General features: G+C 65.7%; 13 protein-coding genes. All 13 read left to right on the top strand.

The window, feature by feature from the left end:
* The first annotated feature begins 113 nt into the window (after positions 1-113).
* The 13 genes from PVA39_RS07735 to PVA39_RS07675 all read left to right on the top strand — a co-directional run bounded on the left by PVA39_RS07735 (position 114) and on the right by PVA39_RS07675 (position 17,534).
* On the top strand, positions 114-626 hold the full coding sequence (locus PVA39_RS07735) for a sigma-70 family RNA polymerase sigma factor (protein ID WP_093504647.1): 513 nt from the start codon (positions 114-116) through the stop codon (positions 624-626).
* A complete protein-coding gene (locus tag PVA39_RS07730; RefSeq protein WP_274123586.1) occupies positions 620-1,564 on the top strand; it encodes a FecR domain-containing protein in 945 nt (314 codons plus the stop codon). The genes PVA39_RS07735 and PVA39_RS07730 overlap by 7 nt, the downstream gene beginning before the upstream one ends.
* Before the next feature lie 65 nt (positions 1,565-1,629).
* A complete protein-coding gene (locus tag PVA39_RS07725; RefSeq protein ID WP_274123585.1) occupies positions 1,630-4,056 on the top strand; it encodes a TonB-dependent receptor in 2,427 nt (808 codons plus the stop codon).
* Positions 4,057-4,267: 211 nt separating this feature from the next.
* Positions 4,268-5,653 (top strand): diaminobutyrate--2-oxoglutarate transaminase, encoded by a 1,386-nt coding sequence (locus tag PVA39_RS07720; protein WP_274123584.1) that lies wholly within the window; start codon positions 4,268-4,270, stop codon positions 5,651-5,653.
* 85 nt (positions 5,654-5,738) lie between these two features.
* The gene (locus tag PVA39_RS07715) at positions 5,739-7,499 is read left to right on the top strand and encodes an IucA/IucC family protein (protein WP_274123808.1); all 1,761 of its coding nucleotides are present in this window, start codon (positions 5,739-5,741) and stop codon (positions 7,497-7,499) included.
* On the top strand, positions 7,492-8,691 hold the full coding sequence (locus tag PVA39_RS07710; protein ID WP_274123583.1) for a type III PLP-dependent enzyme: 1,200 nt from the start codon (positions 7,492-7,494) through the stop codon (positions 8,689-8,691). Before PVA39_RS07715 ends, PVA39_RS07710 begins: the two co-directional genes overlap by 8 nt.
* Complete coding sequence (locus PVA39_RS07705) at positions 8,691-10,103, top strand: DHA2 family efflux MFS transporter permease subunit (RefSeq protein WP_274123582.1); 1,413 nt, start codon at positions 8,691-8,693, stop codon at positions 10,101-10,103. Before PVA39_RS07710 ends, PVA39_RS07705 begins: the two co-directional genes overlap by 1 nt.
* 11 nt (positions 10,104-10,114) lie before the next feature.
* The gene (locus PVA39_RS07700; RefSeq protein WP_274123581.1) at positions 10,115-11,980 is read left to right on the top strand and encodes an IucA/IucC family protein; all 1,866 of its coding nucleotides are present in this window, start codon (positions 10,115-10,117) and stop codon (positions 11,978-11,980) included.
* Entirely contained in the window at positions 11,974-12,747 is a 774-nt protein-coding gene (locus tag PVA39_RS07695) for an HpcH/HpaI aldolase family protein (RefSeq protein ID WP_274123580.1), read from the top strand. The genes PVA39_RS07700 and PVA39_RS07695 overlap by 7 nt, the downstream gene beginning before the upstream one ends.
* Positions 12,748-12,751: 4 nt before the next feature.
* A complete protein-coding gene (locus tag PVA39_RS07690; RefSeq protein WP_274123579.1) occupies positions 12,752-14,623 on the top strand; it encodes an IucA/IucC family protein in 1,872 nt (623 codons plus the stop codon).
* The gene (locus PVA39_RS07685; RefSeq protein ID WP_274123578.1) at positions 14,613-15,524 is read left to right on the top strand and encodes an ABC transporter substrate-binding protein; all 912 of its coding nucleotides are present in this window, start codon (positions 14,613-14,615) and stop codon (positions 15,522-15,524) included. Before PVA39_RS07690 ends, PVA39_RS07685 begins: the two co-directional genes overlap by 11 nt.
* Positions 15,521-16,510, top strand: a complete 990-nt coding sequence (locus PVA39_RS07680) for a FecCD family ABC transporter permease (protein WP_274123577.1) — start codon at positions 15,521-15,523, stop codon at positions 16,508-16,510. The genes PVA39_RS07685 and PVA39_RS07680 overlap by 4 nt, the downstream gene beginning before the upstream one ends.
* Complete coding sequence (locus PVA39_RS07675; protein WP_274123576.1) at positions 16,503-17,534, top strand: FecCD family ABC transporter permease; 1,032 nt, start codon at positions 16,503-16,505, stop codon at positions 17,532-17,534. Before PVA39_RS07680 ends, PVA39_RS07675 begins: the two co-directional genes overlap by 8 nt.
* Positions 17,535-17,542 lie beyond the last annotated feature (8 nt).

Here is a 17,542-nt window from a genome sequence, read left to right as displayed (position 1 = left end):
GGCAGTGCCGAAGGGTTTGAGGGTTGCCAGGCAAATCAGAAGGCAAGGCTACCTTTCTGCTTAATTGTTAATTAGAATCGATCTCGTTATTGATCTTCATAACGGGTGCTTGCATGGGTGGTCTGGCCGTATCCAGTGAACGGGCGTTCAACGATCTGTACCGGGAACATCGCAGCTGGCTGGAGCAGTGGCTCAGCCGCCGCATGGGCAATGGCTGGGACGCCGCCGACCTCAGCCAGGACGCCTTCATGCGTGTGCTGGCCGGCTCCCAGGCGATCAGCGAGCTGCAGGAACCCCGGGCCTACCTGAAAACCATTGGCAAGCGCCTGCTGATCAACCTCTATAAACGCCGCAGCCTGGAGCAGGCTTATATCGATGCGCTCGCACAACTGCCCGAAAGCTGCGCGCCGTCGCCGGAAGAACGTTGGCTGGTGCTGGAAACCCTGCAGGCACTGGACGAACTACTCGACGGGCTGCCCCATGTGGTACGCCGTGCCTTTCTGCTCAGCCAGCTCGAAGGCCTGGGTTACCGGGATATCGCCGAACGCCTGGATGTCTCCGAACGCAGCGTCAAACGCTATATGGTGCAGGCCTACGAGCATTGCCTGCTGGTCGAGCTGTGCTGAAGCGCGAGATCAGTGACGACACCCGCCGTGTCGCCCACTCGGCCGCGCGCTGGCTGACGCTGATCGAATCCGGCGAGGCCCGCGAAAGCGATCACGCGGCCCTGCAGCGCTGGCGTGACGCCCATACCAGTCATGAACACGCCTGGCAGAAGATCCAGGCCCTGCGCTCGCGCTTTGGCGGTGTGCCGCCCGAGCTGGCGATGGCCAGTCTGGATCGGCCCGATCAAAAGCGCCGGCGCGTGCTCAAGGGGCTATTGGGCGTCGCTACCCTGGCGCCGGCCGCCTGGCTGGTCAGTCATGAATTGCCTATCTGGCGCGCTGACCTGGTGACCCGGGTTGGCGAGCAGCGCCGGCTAACCTTGATCGACGGCAGCGTGCTGGATATCAATACCGATAGCGCATTGAACCTCGACGTCGCTCAGCGTCGGCTGATTCTGCTGCGTGGCGAGGTCGCGTTAAGGCTCGCGGCGGGCTCGCCTTTCGTCATTGAAACCGATCAGGGCAAAGCGACGCTAAGCACGGGCGAAATCTGCGTGCGACAACAGGGTGACAGTTGCCAGTTTTCGATGTTCACGGGCGTCGGGCAGTTGCAGCCAAATGCCTACGACACCCTGGCGCTGCAGGCAGGGCAGCGGCTGACGCTACGCGGCGGTCGCGTGGAGTCCACCCAGGTCTTCGATATGCGGCAGCTGGGCTGGCGTGACGGTGTATTGATGGCCAACAACCAGCCCCTGGGTGATTTTCTGCGCGAGCTGGAGCGCTATCGCCCCGGTGTACTGCGCTGGTCGCCGTCCCTGGAGCGTTTGCGGGTGACCGGCAGTTTCCGCCTGGCCGACACCGATCAGGTTCTCGATCTGCTGGCTGCCAGCCTACCGCTGAACGTGCAGAAACGCACGCGTTACTGGGTCACTTTGGTGCCCCGCGAAAAAATTGCCTGAAGGCTGTCCCTTTTTTTCTGCTCGCCTGTCATGGGTAGTAGTGAATTAAAAAGAGAGCGTCTGCCATGCCATCACTGACACGTCATCGGCCTCGTCTGGTGTCTTCGATTTCCTACTCCACCTTTTGCCTGAGCCTGATGCTTGGTCTGGGCAGCATCGCGCCACTGAGCGCCGAGGCACAAACTGCCGAGCGCAGCTACAGCGTACCGAGCAGCAGCCTTGGCGAGGCCCTGAGCCGTTTCGCCAGCCAGGCCGGGGTGAGCCTGTCGGTAGATCCGGTGCTGGTCGCCGGGCGCAGTAGCCCGGGGCTGTCCGGCACCTTCAGCGTCGATGAAGGGTTTACTCGCCTGTTGCAGGGCAGCGGTCTGCGTCTGCAGCCGGTAGGTGACTCGGCCTATACCATCGCGCCCGCTGCCGACAGCGCCGATACCCTGGAAATCGCCCCCACAGCGATTACCGGCGTGACCATCCCGTCGGAAAGTCTGGAAGGCGAGCGCTATGCCGGCGGCCAGGTCGCCCGTCGCAGCTCCCAGGGGCTGCTGGGCTCGCGGGACTTCATGGAATCGCCGCTGAGCATGACCACCTACACCAGCGAGGCGGTGAAGAACACGCAATCGCGCACCCTGGCCGACCTGACCGCCAGCGACCCGGCGGTACGTTCCACCAACCCGGCGGGTGGGCGCTTCGAGCAGTTCACCATTCGCGGTTTCAGCCTGTTCAACAGCGACGTGTCCTACGGCGGCCTCTACGGCATCATGCCGACGTACTCCATCGACATGGAAATGGCTGACCGCGTTGATATCCTTCGCGGCCCGACCCAGCTGGTCAACGGTATCTCTCCGCGCGGTAGCGTCGGCGGCGGCATCAACATCGTGCCCAAGCGCGCCACCGACAAGCCGATCACCGAATTCACAGGCAGCTACGCATCGGACAGCCAGGTTGGCGGCGCGGTGGACGTAGGTCGCCGCTTCGGCGAGGACAACCGCTTCGGCATCCGCTTCAACGGCGTCAAGCAGTCTGGCGATACCGAGTGGGATCACCAGAAGGTCGACCGTGAGATGGCGGTTCTGGGCCTGGACTTCCGCGATGAGCGCCTGCGCCTGTCGATGGATGTAGGGCACACCGAGCGCAATACCGATGCGCCGCAGGAGCGGGTGTTGGTTGGTAGAAACGTGCCTATCCCGAAAGCGGACGATGTGCGGCATAACTACGCCCAAGCCTGGAGCAAGGCCGAGACCAGTGACACCTTTGGTGCCCTGCGCGGCGAATATGATATCGATGATTCGCTGATGGTTTACGGTGCTGTAGGTGTACGCAAGAGTCGTCACGATTTTCTACGTCACAACGTATCGGTGACCAATGCGGCCGGCGATTTTGCCGTGGCACCTCGAGGCTTCAGCAGGGATGAGGATGTATGGACCGTCAACGCAGGCGTGCGGAAATGGTTCAACACCGGAGCAGTCAGCCATGAAGTGAATCTGGCCGCCGACTATTTCTCCATGGACTTCGAAAACGGCGACACACGCTACGCTGGCGGCACCAGTAACTTGTACAACCCTCGACCGACGCCTGAACCTGGTTTGCCTACGCGCCCGTCAACCAAGGACAACACCGAAAATCGTTTCAGCGGGATAGCTCTTTCGGACACGCTTGGCTTTATGGAAGACCGGCTTTTGGTAACTGTAGGGGGGCGCTGGCAACGAATTATCGTGGATGACTGGTCAGATGGGGTGAAGCAACCAACTGCTTATGATGAAGAGAAATTCTCGCCTTCTGCAGGCGTGCTTTTCAAAGCGACCGATCAGTTGTCTTTGTACGCCAACTACATGGAAGGCCTGAGCCAGGGCAAAATCGCTCCCAGTGGCACTGCCAATGAAAACGACATATTCCCGCCTTTTGTCAGCCGTCAGGCCGAAGCCGGCGCCAAATATGACATGGGCAAATTCGCGCTGACCGCAGCGGTATTTCGCATCAAGCAACCTGCCTATGACACTGCAGACGATGGCAACTTCGGTCCCAACGGCAAACGTGTCAATGATGGTGTCGAACTCAACGTATTCGGCGAGCCCGTTGATGGGATCAGACTGCTCGGTGGTGTGATGTACATCGATAGCGAGTTGAAAGACACCAACAACGGCGGTGCCAACGATGGTAACCGTGCACCGGCCACACCCAAGCTCAATGCCAACTTCGGTGCCGAGTGGGATCTGCCAGGCATCCAGGGCCTGACGGTGACAGGCCGTGGCATCTACAGCAGTTCGCAGTATCTGGATCAGGCCAACAACCAGGAAATTGGCTCTTGGACGCGCTATGACCTCGGCGCGCGCTACGCCTTTAAAGTCAACGAGACTGACGTGACCCTGCGCGGCACCGTCGAAAACGTCGCCAATTCCCGTGACTGGATTTCCGCTGGAGCTTCGGACGACAGCGCTGCTGGTTTGACCCTTTCAACTCCACGCACTTTCGTGCTGTCGGCCACCCTCGGCTTCTGATTTTTCCGTTGCACCTCCACAGCGAACGCCTGGTAACGGGCGTTCGCTGAACACAATAAAACCAACCATTCAGGGATGAAGCGGGACGCCTCGAAGAAGGTGCCCCCGCATTCGGCATGACCTGCCGTTACTGACCGCCTTACTGATGAGTGCAGTGCTGACGACTTTCAACGGCTCCACCCGGAGCCTCGAACAGATAGAGGCGAGCACCATGTTGAGTGAACGTACCCTGCCGCTGGAGCGATCCGATCGCCAGGCGGTACACAGCAACAACGCGGATTACCTGGCACGCCAGGACCGCTTCGAATCCAATGTGCGCAGCTACCCGCGCAAGCTGCCCCTGGCCATCGCCAAGGCGCAGGGTGTGTGGGTGACGGATGTCGAGGGGCGCCGCTACCTCGATTGCCTGGCCGGGGCCGGAACCCTGGCGCTGGGCCACAACCATCCGGCCATCGTCGACAGCTTGTCGAGCTTCCTGGCCTCCGGGGTACCGATGCATACCCTGGACCTGACCACGCCGCTGAAGGACGCCTTCAGTGAAACCCTGCTGGGTGTGCTGCCGGCCAACGGCTATTGCCTGCAGTTCTGCGGGCCGTCCGGCGCCGATGCCGTGGAAGCCGCGCTCAAGCTGGCCAAGACGGTGACCCGGCGCAGCAACGTGATCGCCTTTTCCGGCGGCTACCACGGCATGACCCATGGCGCCCTGGCGGTGACCGGCAATACCGGCCCGAAGGATGCCGTGGCCTCGCTGATGCCCGGCGTGCAATTCATGCCGTACCCCCATGAATACCGTTGCCCGCTGGGCATCGGTGGCGAGGCGGGCGTGCAGGCGTTGTCCCATTACTTCACCCAGTTCATCGAGGATGTCGAAAGCGGCGTCAGCCTGCCGGCGGCGGTGATCGTCGAGGCGGTGCAGGGCGAGGGCGGTGCCAACCCGGCGCCCAATGCCTGGCTGCGCACCTTGCGTGAGGTGACCCAACGCCACGGCATCCTCTTGATCGTCGATGAAGTGCAGGCCGGCTTCGGCCGCACCGGGCGGATGTTCGCCTTCGAGCACGCCGGTATCGAGCCCGACATCATCGTCATGTCCAAGGCGGTCGGCGGCGGCCTGCCTCTGGCGGTGCTGGCCATCAAGCGCGAGTTCGACGCCTGGCAGCCAGGAGCCCACACCGGCACCTTCCGCGGCAACCAGATGGCAATGGCCAGCGGCATGACCACCCTGCAGATCATCCAGCGTGACGAATTGGCCGAGCAGGCCCGTGTGCGCGGCGACTGGCTGAAGGCGCGTCTGAATGCTCTGCGCGAGCGTTATCCGGCGATCGGCCAGGTGCGTGGCCGCGGGCTGATGCTGGGGCTGGAAATCGTCGACGAGCGCCAGAGCGCTGATGCAAAAGGCGCCCATCCCATGGACGCCGCGCTGTCGGCGGCCATCCAGAGCGAATGCTTCAAGCAGGGCCTGCTGCTCGAGCGCGGCGGGCGACATGGCAGCGTGATTCGCCTGCTGCCGCCGTTGATCATCGATGAGGCGCAGTGCGCCGAGGTGGTCGCCCGTTTCGAGCGCGCACTGGTCGCAGCGCTGGGAGGTGCCCGTGGCTGAGCAAACCGCACGCGCCACGCGTGCCTACCCGACCGCTTTCGAGGAAGCGGCCAGCGTAACCCGCATCGATTCGGTGCGCGGCAGCATGGCCCGGGTGATCAGCGAAATGGCCGCCACCCATGCCTTGCTCAACTGCCTGATCAAGGAATTCGCGCTGCCGGAAAACCGCGCCCGTTATTCCTGGCCGGCCCATGTGCGCGGCATCGCGCCGGCCAATTACCTGCGCGCGATGCAGGGCAAGGGCCTGCCTCTGCTGATCGACCTGCCGGGTAACTGCCAGTTTCTGGTGCTGGTGGATCGTCGCGACCCGCTCGGCAGCCAGCGTTACCTCAGCGACCTGTATAAGCGCGAGGGAGATGGCGACTGGTATTGCCCGCCGTTCGCCGAGTTTGCCGCGCACCTGCTCGAGGCCTGCCAGCAACTGACCGGCTCGCGTAACGAGGAATTGCTCGAACAGGTGATGCAGAGCCAGGGCGTGACCGCCGCCATCGTCGATCACGCCTTGCAGAGCGAGGGCAACGACCCGCTGCGTGACTATCTGGCGAGCGAGCAGGGCCTGTGGTTCGGCCACCCCAACCACCCGGCGCCCAAGGCCCGATTGTGGCCCGAGCACCTGGGGCAGCAAACCTACGCGCCGGAATTCCGCGCACGGGTACCGCTGCATGTGCTCGAGGTCCCGCGTGACGGCTTGCAGCTGCGCGGCAATGGCCTGAGCGACGAGCAGGTGCTGGCCGGTTTCGCCGACCAGCGCCTGGCCCGCAGCGGGCGGGTGGTGATCGGCCTGCACCCGGTACAGGCCGAGCTGTTCCTGGCCGATCCGCGGGTCAAGGAACTGGTCGCCAGCGGCGAGATCGTCGACCTCGGTCAGAAAGGCCCACTGGCCAGCCCGACCGCGTCGATGCGGACCTGGTACGGCGAAGGCCGCGACTACTTCCTCAAGGGCTCGCTCAATGTGCGCATCACCAATTGCGTGCGCAAGAACGCCTGGTACGAGCTGGACAGCGCGCTGTTCATCGACCGCCTGTTCAGCCGCCTGCAACGTGAGCATCAGGCGACCATCGGTGGCGCCACCCTGGTCAGCGAACCGGGAGCGTTGAGCTGGGCGCCGGCAGGCAGCAGCTTTGAGGATGCGCACTGGTTCCGCGAGCAGACCGGCGCCATCCTGCGCGAGAACTTCTGTCGCCACGCCGCGCCGCAGTCCTGCCTGATGGCCGGCACGCTGTTCGCGCGCAACCTGCAGCTGCGCCCCCTGATTCACGGCTTCCTGCAACAACCGGGCGCTCGCAAGCCCAGCGACGATTACCTGTTGGACTGGTTGGAGGCCTACCAGGCGTTGTTGCTGTGCCCGGTGCTGGCGCTGTTCTTCAACCATGGCGTGGTGCTCGAACCGCACCTGCAGAACGCTGTGCTGGTGCACGACAACGGCTGGCCGGCGCAACTGCTGCTGCGCGACTTCGAAGGCGTGAAGCTCACCGACGACCTCGGTGTGAATCACCTGGAAACAGGCATTGCCGAGCGCGTTCGCCAGTCGCTGACCTACACCCGCGAGCAGGGCTGGAAGCGCATCAGCTACTGCCTGTTCGTCAACAACCTGTCCGAGGCCATCCTGGCGCTGAGTTGGGAGCGGCCGCACCTGGCCGCCGCCATGTGGCAGCGGGTCGAACGGCAGCTGCAGGCGCTGCGCCGCGAGCTGGTGCGCCCGGCGCCGGAGCTGGATGCCTTGCTGGCCGGCGAACCGATCGCCTGCAAGACCAATCTCAAGGTGCGCCTGTCGGCCCAGGCCGACCGGCATGCCGGTTACGTCTGGCTGGCGTGCCCGTGGGCGGAGGAGGTGAGCCATGGATAAGCTGCCCGCCAGCGTACTGGATGCCATCGAACAGGCCCGCAGCCGCGCGGCCGATCCGCTGGCGGTGTTCGTCTACGACCTCGACGCCCTGGCCCAGCACGTGCGCGAGGTGATGGCCGCGCTGCCGGCCGGTGTCGAGCTGTTCTACGCGATCAAGGCCAACAGCGAAGCGCCGATTCTGCGCACCCTGGCGCCGCTGGTGGATGGCTTCGAGATTTCCTCCGGTGGCGAGATCGAACGGCTGCAGGCGGCGTCCAGCGACCGGCCCTTCGTGTTTTCCGGGCCCGGCAAGCTGGCCTCGGACTTTCGCGCTGCATTGAGCCAGGGTGTGGCGGCCATTCACGTGGAAAGCCTGGGCGAAATCGAGCGTTTGCAGCGCATCGTCGCCGAGCTGGGCAAGGTGCAGGCGGTGTTCGTCCGCATCAACCCGGAGTTGCCGGCCACGCTGTCCAGCCGGCTTGCCATGGCCGGCACGGCGACGCCGTTCGGTCTGGACGAAGCCGAGGTGCCAGAGGCGGTCAAGCGGGTGGAGGCCAGCAGCCACCTGCGCCTGCAGGGTTTCCACGTGCACGCGATGTCCCACCAGCAGCAAGTCGAGCGCCATGAGCAGCTGCTCGATCTGTACCTGGAGCGCTGGGCACAGTGGAAGGCTCTGGCCAACCGGCCCGAGAGCGTGACCCACTTGAACGTCGGCGGCGGTATTGGCGTCGACTACCTGAGCGGCGAGCGCTTCGACTGGCCACGCCTGTGTCGCCATCTGGAGCGCCGGCTCGGGGCGTTGGCGGATGCACCGGTGGTGCGCTTCGAGCCGGGGCGCTTCATCAGTGCGTACTGCGGCTATTACGCCATCGAGGTGCTGGACAGCAAATCCAGCCACGGCCAGCACTTTCTGATCTGTCGCGGCGGTACCCACCAGTTCCGCCTGCCGGTCGCCCAGGGCCACGATCACCCGGTGATCCATCTGCCGGCGGCAGGGCGCGAACCGAGCGGCGTGTCGCGGCCCTTCAGCGTGGTCGGCCAGCTGTGCACGCCCAAGGACGTGCTCAGCCGTGGTCGCCAACTGGTCGATCCGGCCGTTGGCGACCTGCTGGTGCTGCCCATGGCCGGCGCGTACGGCTACAACATCTCCCACGCCGACTTCCTCTGTCATCCGCGCCCGGAGCAGGTGTTCGTCGGCCGAGGTGATGGCTGATGCTGGCGTCACGTCGCCTGGTGGTCGTGGCGGTGATTCTCGGCACCACCACCGTGAGCCTCAACAACACCTCGCTGAACCCGGCATTGCCGGCCTTCATCGAGGCGTTCGCGCTGGGCCCGGTGATGGCCACGTGGATCGTCGCGGCGTTCATGGTGAGCATGGGCATGACCATGCCGCTGACCAGCTACCTGGCCCAGCGTGCAGGCCGCAAGCCGCTGTATCTCGCCGGCCTGGGGCTGTTCATCGGTGGCTCGCTGCTGGGCGCCATGGCCGACTCGATCGCCTGGGTGATCGCTGCCCGGGTGGTGCAGGGCGTCGCCAGCGGGCTGATGATTCCGCTGTCGCTGGCGATCATCTTTTCGGTTTACCCGAAAGGTGAGCGCGGTGCGGTGACCGGCTTGTGGGGCGCTGCCGTGATGCTCGCCCCGGCGGTCGGGCCATTGTGCGGCAGCCTGGTGCTGCAGTGGTACGACTGGCGCGCGCTGTTCCTGGTCAACGTGCCTATCGGCTTGTTGGCCCTGGGCCTGGGCGTCAACGTGCTGCCGAAAAGCGAGGCGGGCGCTGCCAAGGCGTTCGACCTGAGCGGCTACCTGCTGGTCGCGATCGGTATCGGCGTGCTGATGATCACCGTGGGGCGGTTGCACGACCTGCAAGCGTTGCAGGATCCGTTCAACCTGCTCGGCCTGCTGCTGGCGGCGTTCTGCCTGGCGGCGTTCGTGCGGCACCAGTTGCGCCACCCGGCGCCCTTGCTGGAGCTGCGCATCTTCGCGCTGAAGGGCTATCGCTCCAGCGTGGTGATCGCCGTGGTGCAGTCCATCGGCATGTTCGAGTGCCTGGTGCTGGTGCCGCTGCTGGTGCAGATGGTCATGGGTCACAGCGCCATCTGGACCGGTATCGCGCTGCTCTGTACCGCCTTGTCGGCCAGCCTGTTCGGCCACTTCGGCGGCCAGTTGCTGGATCGTCACGGGCCGCGCGGCATCGTCTCTACCGGTTTGCTGTTGACCGGACTGGCGACCTTCGCCCTGGGCACCATCGACCACGATGTCGGCATGCTCGCCATCTGCCTGCTGATGGTGGTGCGCGGCGCCGGCCTGGGGCTGTCCTACATGCCGGTGACCACCGCCGGGCTGGACGTGCTGCCCGAGGCGCTGATCACTCAGGGCGCGGCGATGAACAACATCTCCCGGCGTCTGCTGTCGTCCCTGGCCATCGTGCTGGCGTCGCTGTGGCTGCAGGTTCGCCTGGGCGATAGCTGGGGGGCGGCCCACGCGGGTACCGCCAGCGCCGTCGGTGAAGTGTTCATCGCCACCGCCGTGCTGATCCTCCTCGCCCTGCCGTTCGCCTGGCGTTTTCCCCTTTCCAACGACGGCGCCGAGCCCGGCTCGGCCCTGTCCGAACACCGTTCATGAGGTGTCTATCAATGTCTTCGTTTTCTCCCCTTCGTATGCCCGAACTGATCGCCCATGCCCACGCATGGCTGACCCCGGCCAACCCGCAACGCTACCGCCAGGTGTCGCAACGGGTGGTCGGGCAACTGTTGCAAACCCTGCTTTACGAGGACGTGCTGAGCTATCGCCAGGAGCCCCTGGACGATGGTCGCCAACGCTTTATCGTCGCCGGCACTGACGAGCAGGGCGCAGCGGTCGAGTACCGCTGCCAGGGCCTGCTCAGCGACAGCTTCGCCATCATCCGCCTCGACTCGGCCACCCTGGAGCGTATCGACGCCCTTGGCCAGGCCACTCAGCCGGATCTGCACCAGGCCATCGCCGAGCTGCTCGGCGACCTGGCCGACGGCCCGCACATGCCGCGCTTCATCCAGGAACTGGAGCAGACGCTGCTCAAGGACCTGCAGTCGCGCAGCCAGGACTACCGGCCCGCTGCAGCGCCGCACACCCTGGATGCCGACAGCCTGGAGCGGCACTTCATGGATGCCCACAGCTACCACCCGTGCTACAAGTCGCGCATCGGCTTTTCCCTGGACGACAACCGTCGTTATGGCCCGGAGTTCGGTCAGCCGCTGGCGGTGGTCTGGCTGGGCATCGCCCGCAGGCTGGGCTCGGTGAACCAGTCGCACGGCATCGACCTGCAGCGCTTTCTCGAGGATGAATTCGGCGCCGGGCGCTGGGCCGAGATCGACCGGGCACTGGCCGAGCAGGGCCGCGCGCTCGCCGACTACTGGCCGATTCCCGTGCACCCCTGGCAGTGGGAGCAGGTCATCGTGCCGAACTTCCAGGCCGAGCTGGCCGGCGGCGAGCTGCTGTACCTGGGCACGTCCGGCCCGGATTACCGCCCTCAGCAGTCGATCCGCACCCTGGCCAACGTCGAACAGCCCACCCGGCCGTACGTGAAGCTCGCCTTGAGCATGACCAACACCTCGAGCACGCGCATCCTGGCGCGGCACACGGTGCTCAACGGGCCGATCATCAACGACTGGCTGCAACGGCTGATCGCCAGCGACGCCACCGCCCAGAAACTGGGTTTCGTGGTTCTCGGTGAAGTCGCCGGGGTCAGCTTCGACTACGCCCAGTTGCCCGCCATCCGCCAGAGCCAGACTTACGGCACCCTGGGCGCGATCTGGCGGGAAAACCTCAACCGCTACCTGAAGCCGGGCGAGCAGGGCGTGCCGTTCAACGGCCTCAGCCATGTCGAGAACCGCTATGGCGAGGGCGAGCAGCGCCCGTTCATCGATGCCTGGATCGCCGGATACGGCCTGCACGCCTGGGTGCAGCAGTTGCTGCGCGTCAGCGTGGCGCCCATCGTGCACATGCTGTATGCCGAGGGCATCGGCATGGAATCCCACGGCCAGAACATCGTGCTGATCCACCGTGACGGCTGGCCCGAGCGTATCGCCCTGAAGGACTTCCACGACGGTGTGCGTTATTCGCCGGCGCACCTGGCTCGCTCGGAACTGGCGCCCGAGCTGGTACCGTTGCCGGCGAGCCACGCCAAGCTGAACCGCAATTCGTTCATCCTCACCGATGACCTGAACGCGGTGCGCGACTTCTCCTGCGACGCCTTCTTCTTCATCTGCCTGGCCGAGATGGCGATCTTCCTGCGACAGCACTACGGCCTGGACGAGGGCGAGTTCTGGCGCATGACCGCAGACGTGGTGCTCGACTATCAGCACGAGCACCCGCAGCACGCCGCGCGCTTTGAAGCATTCGACGTGTTCGCCGCCGAATACGAGGTGGAAGAGCTGACCAAGCGCCGGCTGCTGGGCGATGGCGAGCGGCGCTTCAAGCACGTAGCCAATCCCATGCACCGCCACGGGCCACGTCCATGCTGAGAACCAACCGACTCAAGCAGCAATTGGCTGCCGGTGAGGCGGTGCGCGGATTGATCGCCTCGATTCCGTCGGCGGCGTCCATCGAGCTGATTGCCGAGGCCGGCTACGACTTCGTGATCATCGACATGGAGCACGTGCTGATCAACCCGGAAACCGTCGAGCACATGATCCGCACGGCCGAGAGCTATGCGCTCACGCCGCTGGTGCGGGTGCCGGACTTCGCGCCCAAACGCATGCTGCGCCTGCTCGACGGCGGCGCCCAGGGCATAGTCATGCCGCAGGTCGAGCGCCCCGAGGAGCTGAGTGCGGCGATCCGTGCCTGCAAGTATCACCCGCTGGGTGAGCGCAGCCTGAATGCGGGGCGCCCCGGCGCCTTCGGCAAGGCCAGCCTGGCCGAGTACGTCAGCGAGGCCAACGCGCAGATCATGGTCGTGGCCATGGTCGAGAGCGTCGAGGGCGTGCGCCGCGCCGCCGAGCTGGCCGCCGTGCCGGGGCTGGACATGATTCTCGAAGGCGCTGCCGACCTGTCCCAGTCGTTCGGCACGCCCTGGCGGATCGACCAGCCGACGGTGCAGCAAGCACTGCTCGATACCTGGCGCGCCGCCCAGGCAGCCGGCATTCCGTACTGCGCCATTCCACGCCAGCCCGACGACCACCTGCGGTGGCTCGAACGCGGCGTCAACACTTTCGTGCTGGGTGACGAACGCGGCATCGCGTTTCGCGCCCTCCAGGCCAAGCTGGCCGCCACCTCGACGCGAGGAAACTGATCCCATGATTCATACCAACCACTCGATTGCCGCTGACCTGGTGATGCAGGACCTGGTCGACTGCCTGCTGGCCGAAGATTTCTTCGGCGCCCTCGACGCCCACCTGATCGAGCCCGCCACCTGGCGCGCCGCGCACCCGGATTCGCCATTAGCCGATCTGCAGGTGCCGCACAGGATCTGGCACTGGCACTACGACGCCGCCGAGCAACGCGGTCTGGCGGTCGCCCTGCGCGCCGGCATCACCCAGGCCTGGGAAAAGGTGCCCGGCACGCCGGTACTGGACGTGCAGGGGCAGAGCACCCGGCAACTCACCCCGGATGCCTTCATGGCCCTGGCCCTGAAAGGCGTGAAAGTCGATGCGGTCGACAACGACAAGGGCATCGAGCTGTTCATGGACGTGCTGCGCACCAGCGTCGGGCAGACCGCGCTGTCCCTCGACCACCAGGTGCCGACCGAAGGCCTGCTGGAAAAGGACGGCGCCGCGTTCTTCCTGGCCATGGAACAGTGGGGTTCGCTGCGCGACCGGCCGTTCCATCCCCTGGCCAAGGCCAAGCAGGGCCTGGATGACGAGCAGTACCGCCAGTACCAGGCCGAGTTCGACCAGCCCTTGGCCCTCAACTGGGTCGCGGTGGCCAAGAGCTGCCTGACCTTCGGTGCCGGTATCGAGGCACTGGCGCGCTGCCAGCCGGCCCAGTTCATTCTCGAGCCTGAGCAGCACGCGCAGCTCGACGCCGAGCTGCGCACCCTGGGCATTGCCGATAGCCACGTCGCCCTGCCGGTGCATCCCTGGCAACTTGAGCAGGTGCTGCCTGCGCAGCTCGGCGCGGCTTTCGAGCGGGGCGAGTGCCGGCGCCTGAGCTTCCAGGAAGGCCGCTTCAATCCCACCTCGTCGCTGCGTTCGCTGGCCTGCGCCGCGGCGCCGGCCGATCACATCAAGCTGCCGATGGCGGTGTATTCCCTCGGCGCCTCTCGCTACCTGCCGGCGGTGAAGATGATCAACGGCGGGCTGAGCGAGGCGCTGTTGCGCCAGGGCCGCGAGCGCGACGAGGTGCTGCGCGAGACGCTGCACATCTGTGACGAGAGCAAATGGTGGGGCTACATGCCCGACGGCGGCACCTTGTTCGACGAGGCGCCGCGGCATCTCTCGGCCATGGTCCGCGGCTACCCGCCAGCGCTGCTCGCAGACCCTGCCAAGCGCCTGCTGCCCATGGCCGCGCTGGGGACGCCATTGCCCGACAGCGACCGGCATTTCTTCGACGACTGCATTCGCCAGCGCGGCCTGCCTGTCGGCCCTGCGTCGGTGCTGCAACTGTTCGGCGAGCTGTGCACCTTGTTCTTCGACGTCAACCTGCGCATGTTCCGCCTCGGCATGCTCGGCGAAGTGCACGGCCAGAACGCCGTGCTGGTGTACGACGCCGGCACGGTCAGTGGGCTGCTCCTGCGTGATCACGACTCGCTGCGCCTGTACGTGCCCTGGCTGGAGCGCAACGGCATGCTCGATCCGCAGTACCGAATCAAGAAAGGTCATGCCCAGACGCTGTACCATGAGCGCCCCGAAGACTTGCTGTTCTGGCTGCAGACCCTGGGCATCCAGGTCAACCTGCGCGGTATCATCGATACCCTGGAGCGCGTTTACGAAATACCGGCCGTGCAGGCCTGGCGGGTGTTGCGTGATGCCCTGAGCGAGCGGATCGCCGCTGTGCCATTCGACGACGACGCGCGCGCCGTGCTGCGTGGCCAGTTGTTCGAGTCCGACACCTGGCCGCAGAAACTCCTGCTGCGCCCGATGATCGAACGGGCCGGTGGGCCGGGCAGCATGCCGTTCGGCAAGGGGTTAGTCGTCAATCCATTACAAAGGATCGAGTTTGCAACCTAGTGGATCGTTGTCCAGGCGCACGTTGATGCGCCTTTCCCTGGGCGTTATCGCTGCCGGTGCAATGCCCCTGGCCAAGGCCGGGCCTGCACCGCAGCGCGTCATCACCTTGTTTCAAGGCGCCACCGACACTGCGGTGGCGCTTGGCATTCGGCCGGCCGGCGTGGTCGATTCGTGGAGCGAGAAGCCCATGTATCGCTACCTGCGCCCGGCGCTGGCAGGCGTGCCCCATGTCGGCCTGGAAACCCAGCCGAGCCTGGAGGACATCGCCTTGCTCACTCCGGACCTGATCGTCGCCTCGCGCTTTCGCCACGAGCGGGTCAAGGGGTTGCTCGAACAGCTGTGCCCGGTGGTGATGCTCGACGAGGTATTCGAATTCCGCCACACCCTGCGCGTGATGGGCGCCGCCACGGCGCGCGACGTCGAAGCGCAGGCTTTGCAAGCACGCTGGGATGCACGCATCAGCGCCTTGCGCACGCGCCTGGCCAGCAAGTTCGGCGCGCGCTGGCCGCTCAGCGTATCGGTGCTGGACGTGCGTGAAGACCACGTGCGCAGCTACCTGCACGACAGCTTCGCCGGCAGCGTGCTGGCCGAACTGGGCTTCGTGTGGAACCGCCAGAGCCGCGATGCCACCGGGGTGTCCATCAAGTTGCGCAGCCGCGAAAGCCTGCCGGTGGCCGATGCCGACGTGTTCTTCGTGTTCGGCCGTGCCGACAGCCCGGCGGTGCAGCGCTATTATCAGGCGATTACCCATCACCCGCTGTGGCAGCGCATGAGCGCGCCCAAAGCCGGGCAGGTGTGGTGGGTGGATGGTGTGGCCTGGATATTTTCCGGCGGCATCCTCAGCGCCAATCGCGTTCTCGACGATATCGAACGCACCCTGCTGCAGGACGCCGCGGCATGATGGCGTGGAGCAAACTGATCATCGCTTCGCTCGTGCTGCTGGCTTGCTGCGTGCTGAGTCTGTCCACCGGCCCCAGCTGGATCGCCCCGCACACGGTGTTCAACGCCTTGCTGCATGCGGATCCCTCGAACGTCGATCACCTGCTGGTCAACACCACCCGGCTGTCGCGCACGCTGATGGCGGTGGTGGTCGGTGCCAGCCTGGCGGTGGCCGGCGCGCTGATGCAGGCCATGACCCGCAACCCGCTGGCCTCGCCGGGGTTGTTCGGCATCAACGCCGGGGCGACCTTCGCGCTGATCGTCAGCCTGTCGCTGTTCTCCCTGAATGCGCCTGAGCAATGGCTGTGGAGCGCCTTCTGCGGTGCCGCCATGGCCGGTGCGCTGGTCTGGACGGTGGGCAACAGCGGGCAGGGCGCGCTCAACCCGTTGCGCATGGTGCTTGCCGGGGCGGCGATCACCGCGCTGTTCACGGCGTTCAGCCAGGCGCTGCTGGTGATCGATCAACAAGGTCTGGATACCGTGCTGTTCTGGCTGGCCGGTTCGCTCAGCGAGCGCAGCCTGGCCACCGCCGTGCCGCTGTTGATCTGCGCGCTGGTGGCGCTGCTGGTGGCCTGCCTGCTCGGCGCCCAGGTCAACGTGCTCAATGCCGGCGTGCAGATCGCCATCGGCCTGGGCCAGCGCACCGGCCTGATCCGCCTGCAACTCGGCGTGCTGGTGGTGATGCTGGCCGGCAGCGCGGTGGCCCTGGCGGGCAGCATCGGTTTCATCGGTCTGATCGTGCCGCACATAGTGCGTCGCCTGGTCGGCATCGACCACCGGGTGATGTTGCCTGGCTGCGCGCTGCTCGGCGCCACGCTGCTGCTGGTCGCCGACATGCTCGCCCGGGTGGTGATCCTGCCCCAGGAAGTGCCGGTCGGGGTGATGACCGCGCTGTTCGGCGCGCCGTTTTTCATTGCCCTAGCACGCCGTGGAGGTCGCAATGCCTAGACCTCGCATCCTGCGCTGGGGCTGGTTCTCTCGGCGTATCGAAGGCACCGGCGCACTGCGCCTGCTGCTGGCCGTGCTGTTCAGCCTTTTCGTGCTGGTTCTCGGCCTGTGTCTGGGCAAAGTCATGCTCTCGCCGCAGCGAGTCGCTGCCGTGCTGATGGGCGAGGGCGGGGCAGGGCTGAGCTTCATCGTCGAGCAATTGCGCCTGCCGCGTCTGCTGCTCGGCGGGCTGATCGGCGGGGCCCTGGCGGTGTCCGGGTTGATCCTGCAGGCCATCGTGCGCAATCCCCTGGCCTCGCCGGATCTGCTTGGCCTGTCCAGCGGCGCCAGTGCGGCGGCGGTGCTGTACCTGTCGGCCTTCGCGGCGACCTGGGGCATGGGCGGCTTGCCGCTGGCGGCGATGCTCGGCGCCGGCAGTGCCGCGCTGGCAGTCTACGGCCTGGCCTGGAAGCAAGGCACGTCACCGCTGCGGCTGGTGCTGATCGGCGTCGGTGTGTCGGCCATGCTGGCGGCGACCACCACCTTCATGCTGGTGTTCAGCCCGCTGAGCACCACCTTGTCGGCCTATGTATGGCTGACCGGCAGCGTGTACGGCGCGGGCTGGCGAGAGGTCAAGGCGCTGGCGGGCGTGCTGCTGTGCCTGCTGCCGGTTCTGGTCCTGCTGTCGCGCCACGTGGTGGTTCAGCAACTGGACGAGGGCCTGGCCCGCGGCATCGGCGTGCGCGTGCAGTGGCTGCGCGCCGCGCTTCTTGCCGTCAGCGTGGCCCTGGCCGGCTCGTCCATCGCCTGGGGCGGCGCCATGGCCTTCGTCGGCTTGATCGCGCCGCATATCGCTCGCCAGCTGATCCCCATCGGTTTCGCCGCCCAGGCCTGCATGGCGGCGCTGGTCGGCGCCAACCTGGTGATGCTTGCCGACCTGGCCGGGCGCACCCTGTTCCTGCCGCTGGACCTGCCCGCCGGCATTTTCGTCGCCGTGTTCGGCACCCCGTATTTTCTGTACCTGCTGATCAAGCAGCGGCAGTGAGGACTCTT

The sequence above is a fragment of the Pseudomonas sp. CNPSo 3701 genome, from assembly GCF_028674975.1.
In the GTDB taxonomy this organism is placed as follows: Bacteria; Pseudomonadota; Gammaproteobacteria; order Pseudomonadales; family Pseudomonadaceae; genus Aquipseudomonas; species Aquipseudomonas straminea.
The sequence above is the reverse complement of the archived record's forward strand: the minus strand, read 5'-3'. Positions and strand labels throughout refer to the sequence as shown.

Excerpts from the sequence above, each read along its gene's own strand:
- PVA39_RS07690 (WP_274123579.1), top strand. The coding sequence starts at position 12,752 with ATGATTCATACCAACCACTCGATTGCCGCTGACCTGGTGATGCAGGAC.
- PVA39_RS07680 (WP_274123577.1), top strand. The coding sequence starts at position 15,521 with ATGATGGCGTGGAGCAAACTGATCATCGCTTCGCTCGTGCTGCTGGCT.
- PVA39_RS07715 (WP_274123808.1), top strand. The coding sequence starts at position 5,739 with ATGGCCCGGGTGATCAGCGAAATGGCCGCCACCCATGCCTTGCTCAAC.
- PVA39_RS07735 (WP_093504647.1), top strand. The coding sequence starts at position 114 with ATGGGTGGTCTGGCCGTATCCAGTGAACGGGCGTTCAACGATCTGTAC.
- PVA39_RS07675 (WP_274123576.1), top strand. The coding sequence starts at position 16,503 with ATGCCTAGACCTCGCATCCTGCGCTGGGGCTGGTTCTCTCGGCGTATC.
- PVA39_RS07705 (WP_274123582.1), top strand. The coding sequence starts at position 8,691 with ATGCTGGCGTCACGTCGCCTGGTGGTCGTGGCGGTGATTCTCGGCACC.
- PVA39_RS07710 (WP_274123583.1), top strand. The coding sequence starts at position 7,492 with ATGGATAAGCTGCCCGCCAGCGTACTGGATGCCATCGAACAGGCCCGC.
- PVA39_RS07720 (WP_274123584.1), top strand. The coding sequence starts at position 4,268 with ATGTTGAGTGAACGTACCCTGCCGCTGGAGCGATCCGATCGCCAGGCG.
- PVA39_RS07695 (WP_274123580.1), top strand. The coding sequence starts at position 11,974 with ATGCTGAGAACCAACCGACTCAAGCAGCAATTGGCTGCCGGTGAGGCG.
- PVA39_RS07700 (WP_274123581.1), top strand. The coding sequence starts at position 10,115 with ATGTCTTCGTTTTCTCCCCTTCGTATGCCCGAACTGATCGCCCATGCC.
- PVA39_RS07725 (WP_274123585.1), top strand. The coding sequence starts at position 1,630 with ATGCCATCACTGACACGTCATCGGCCTCGTCTGGTGTCTTCGATTTCC.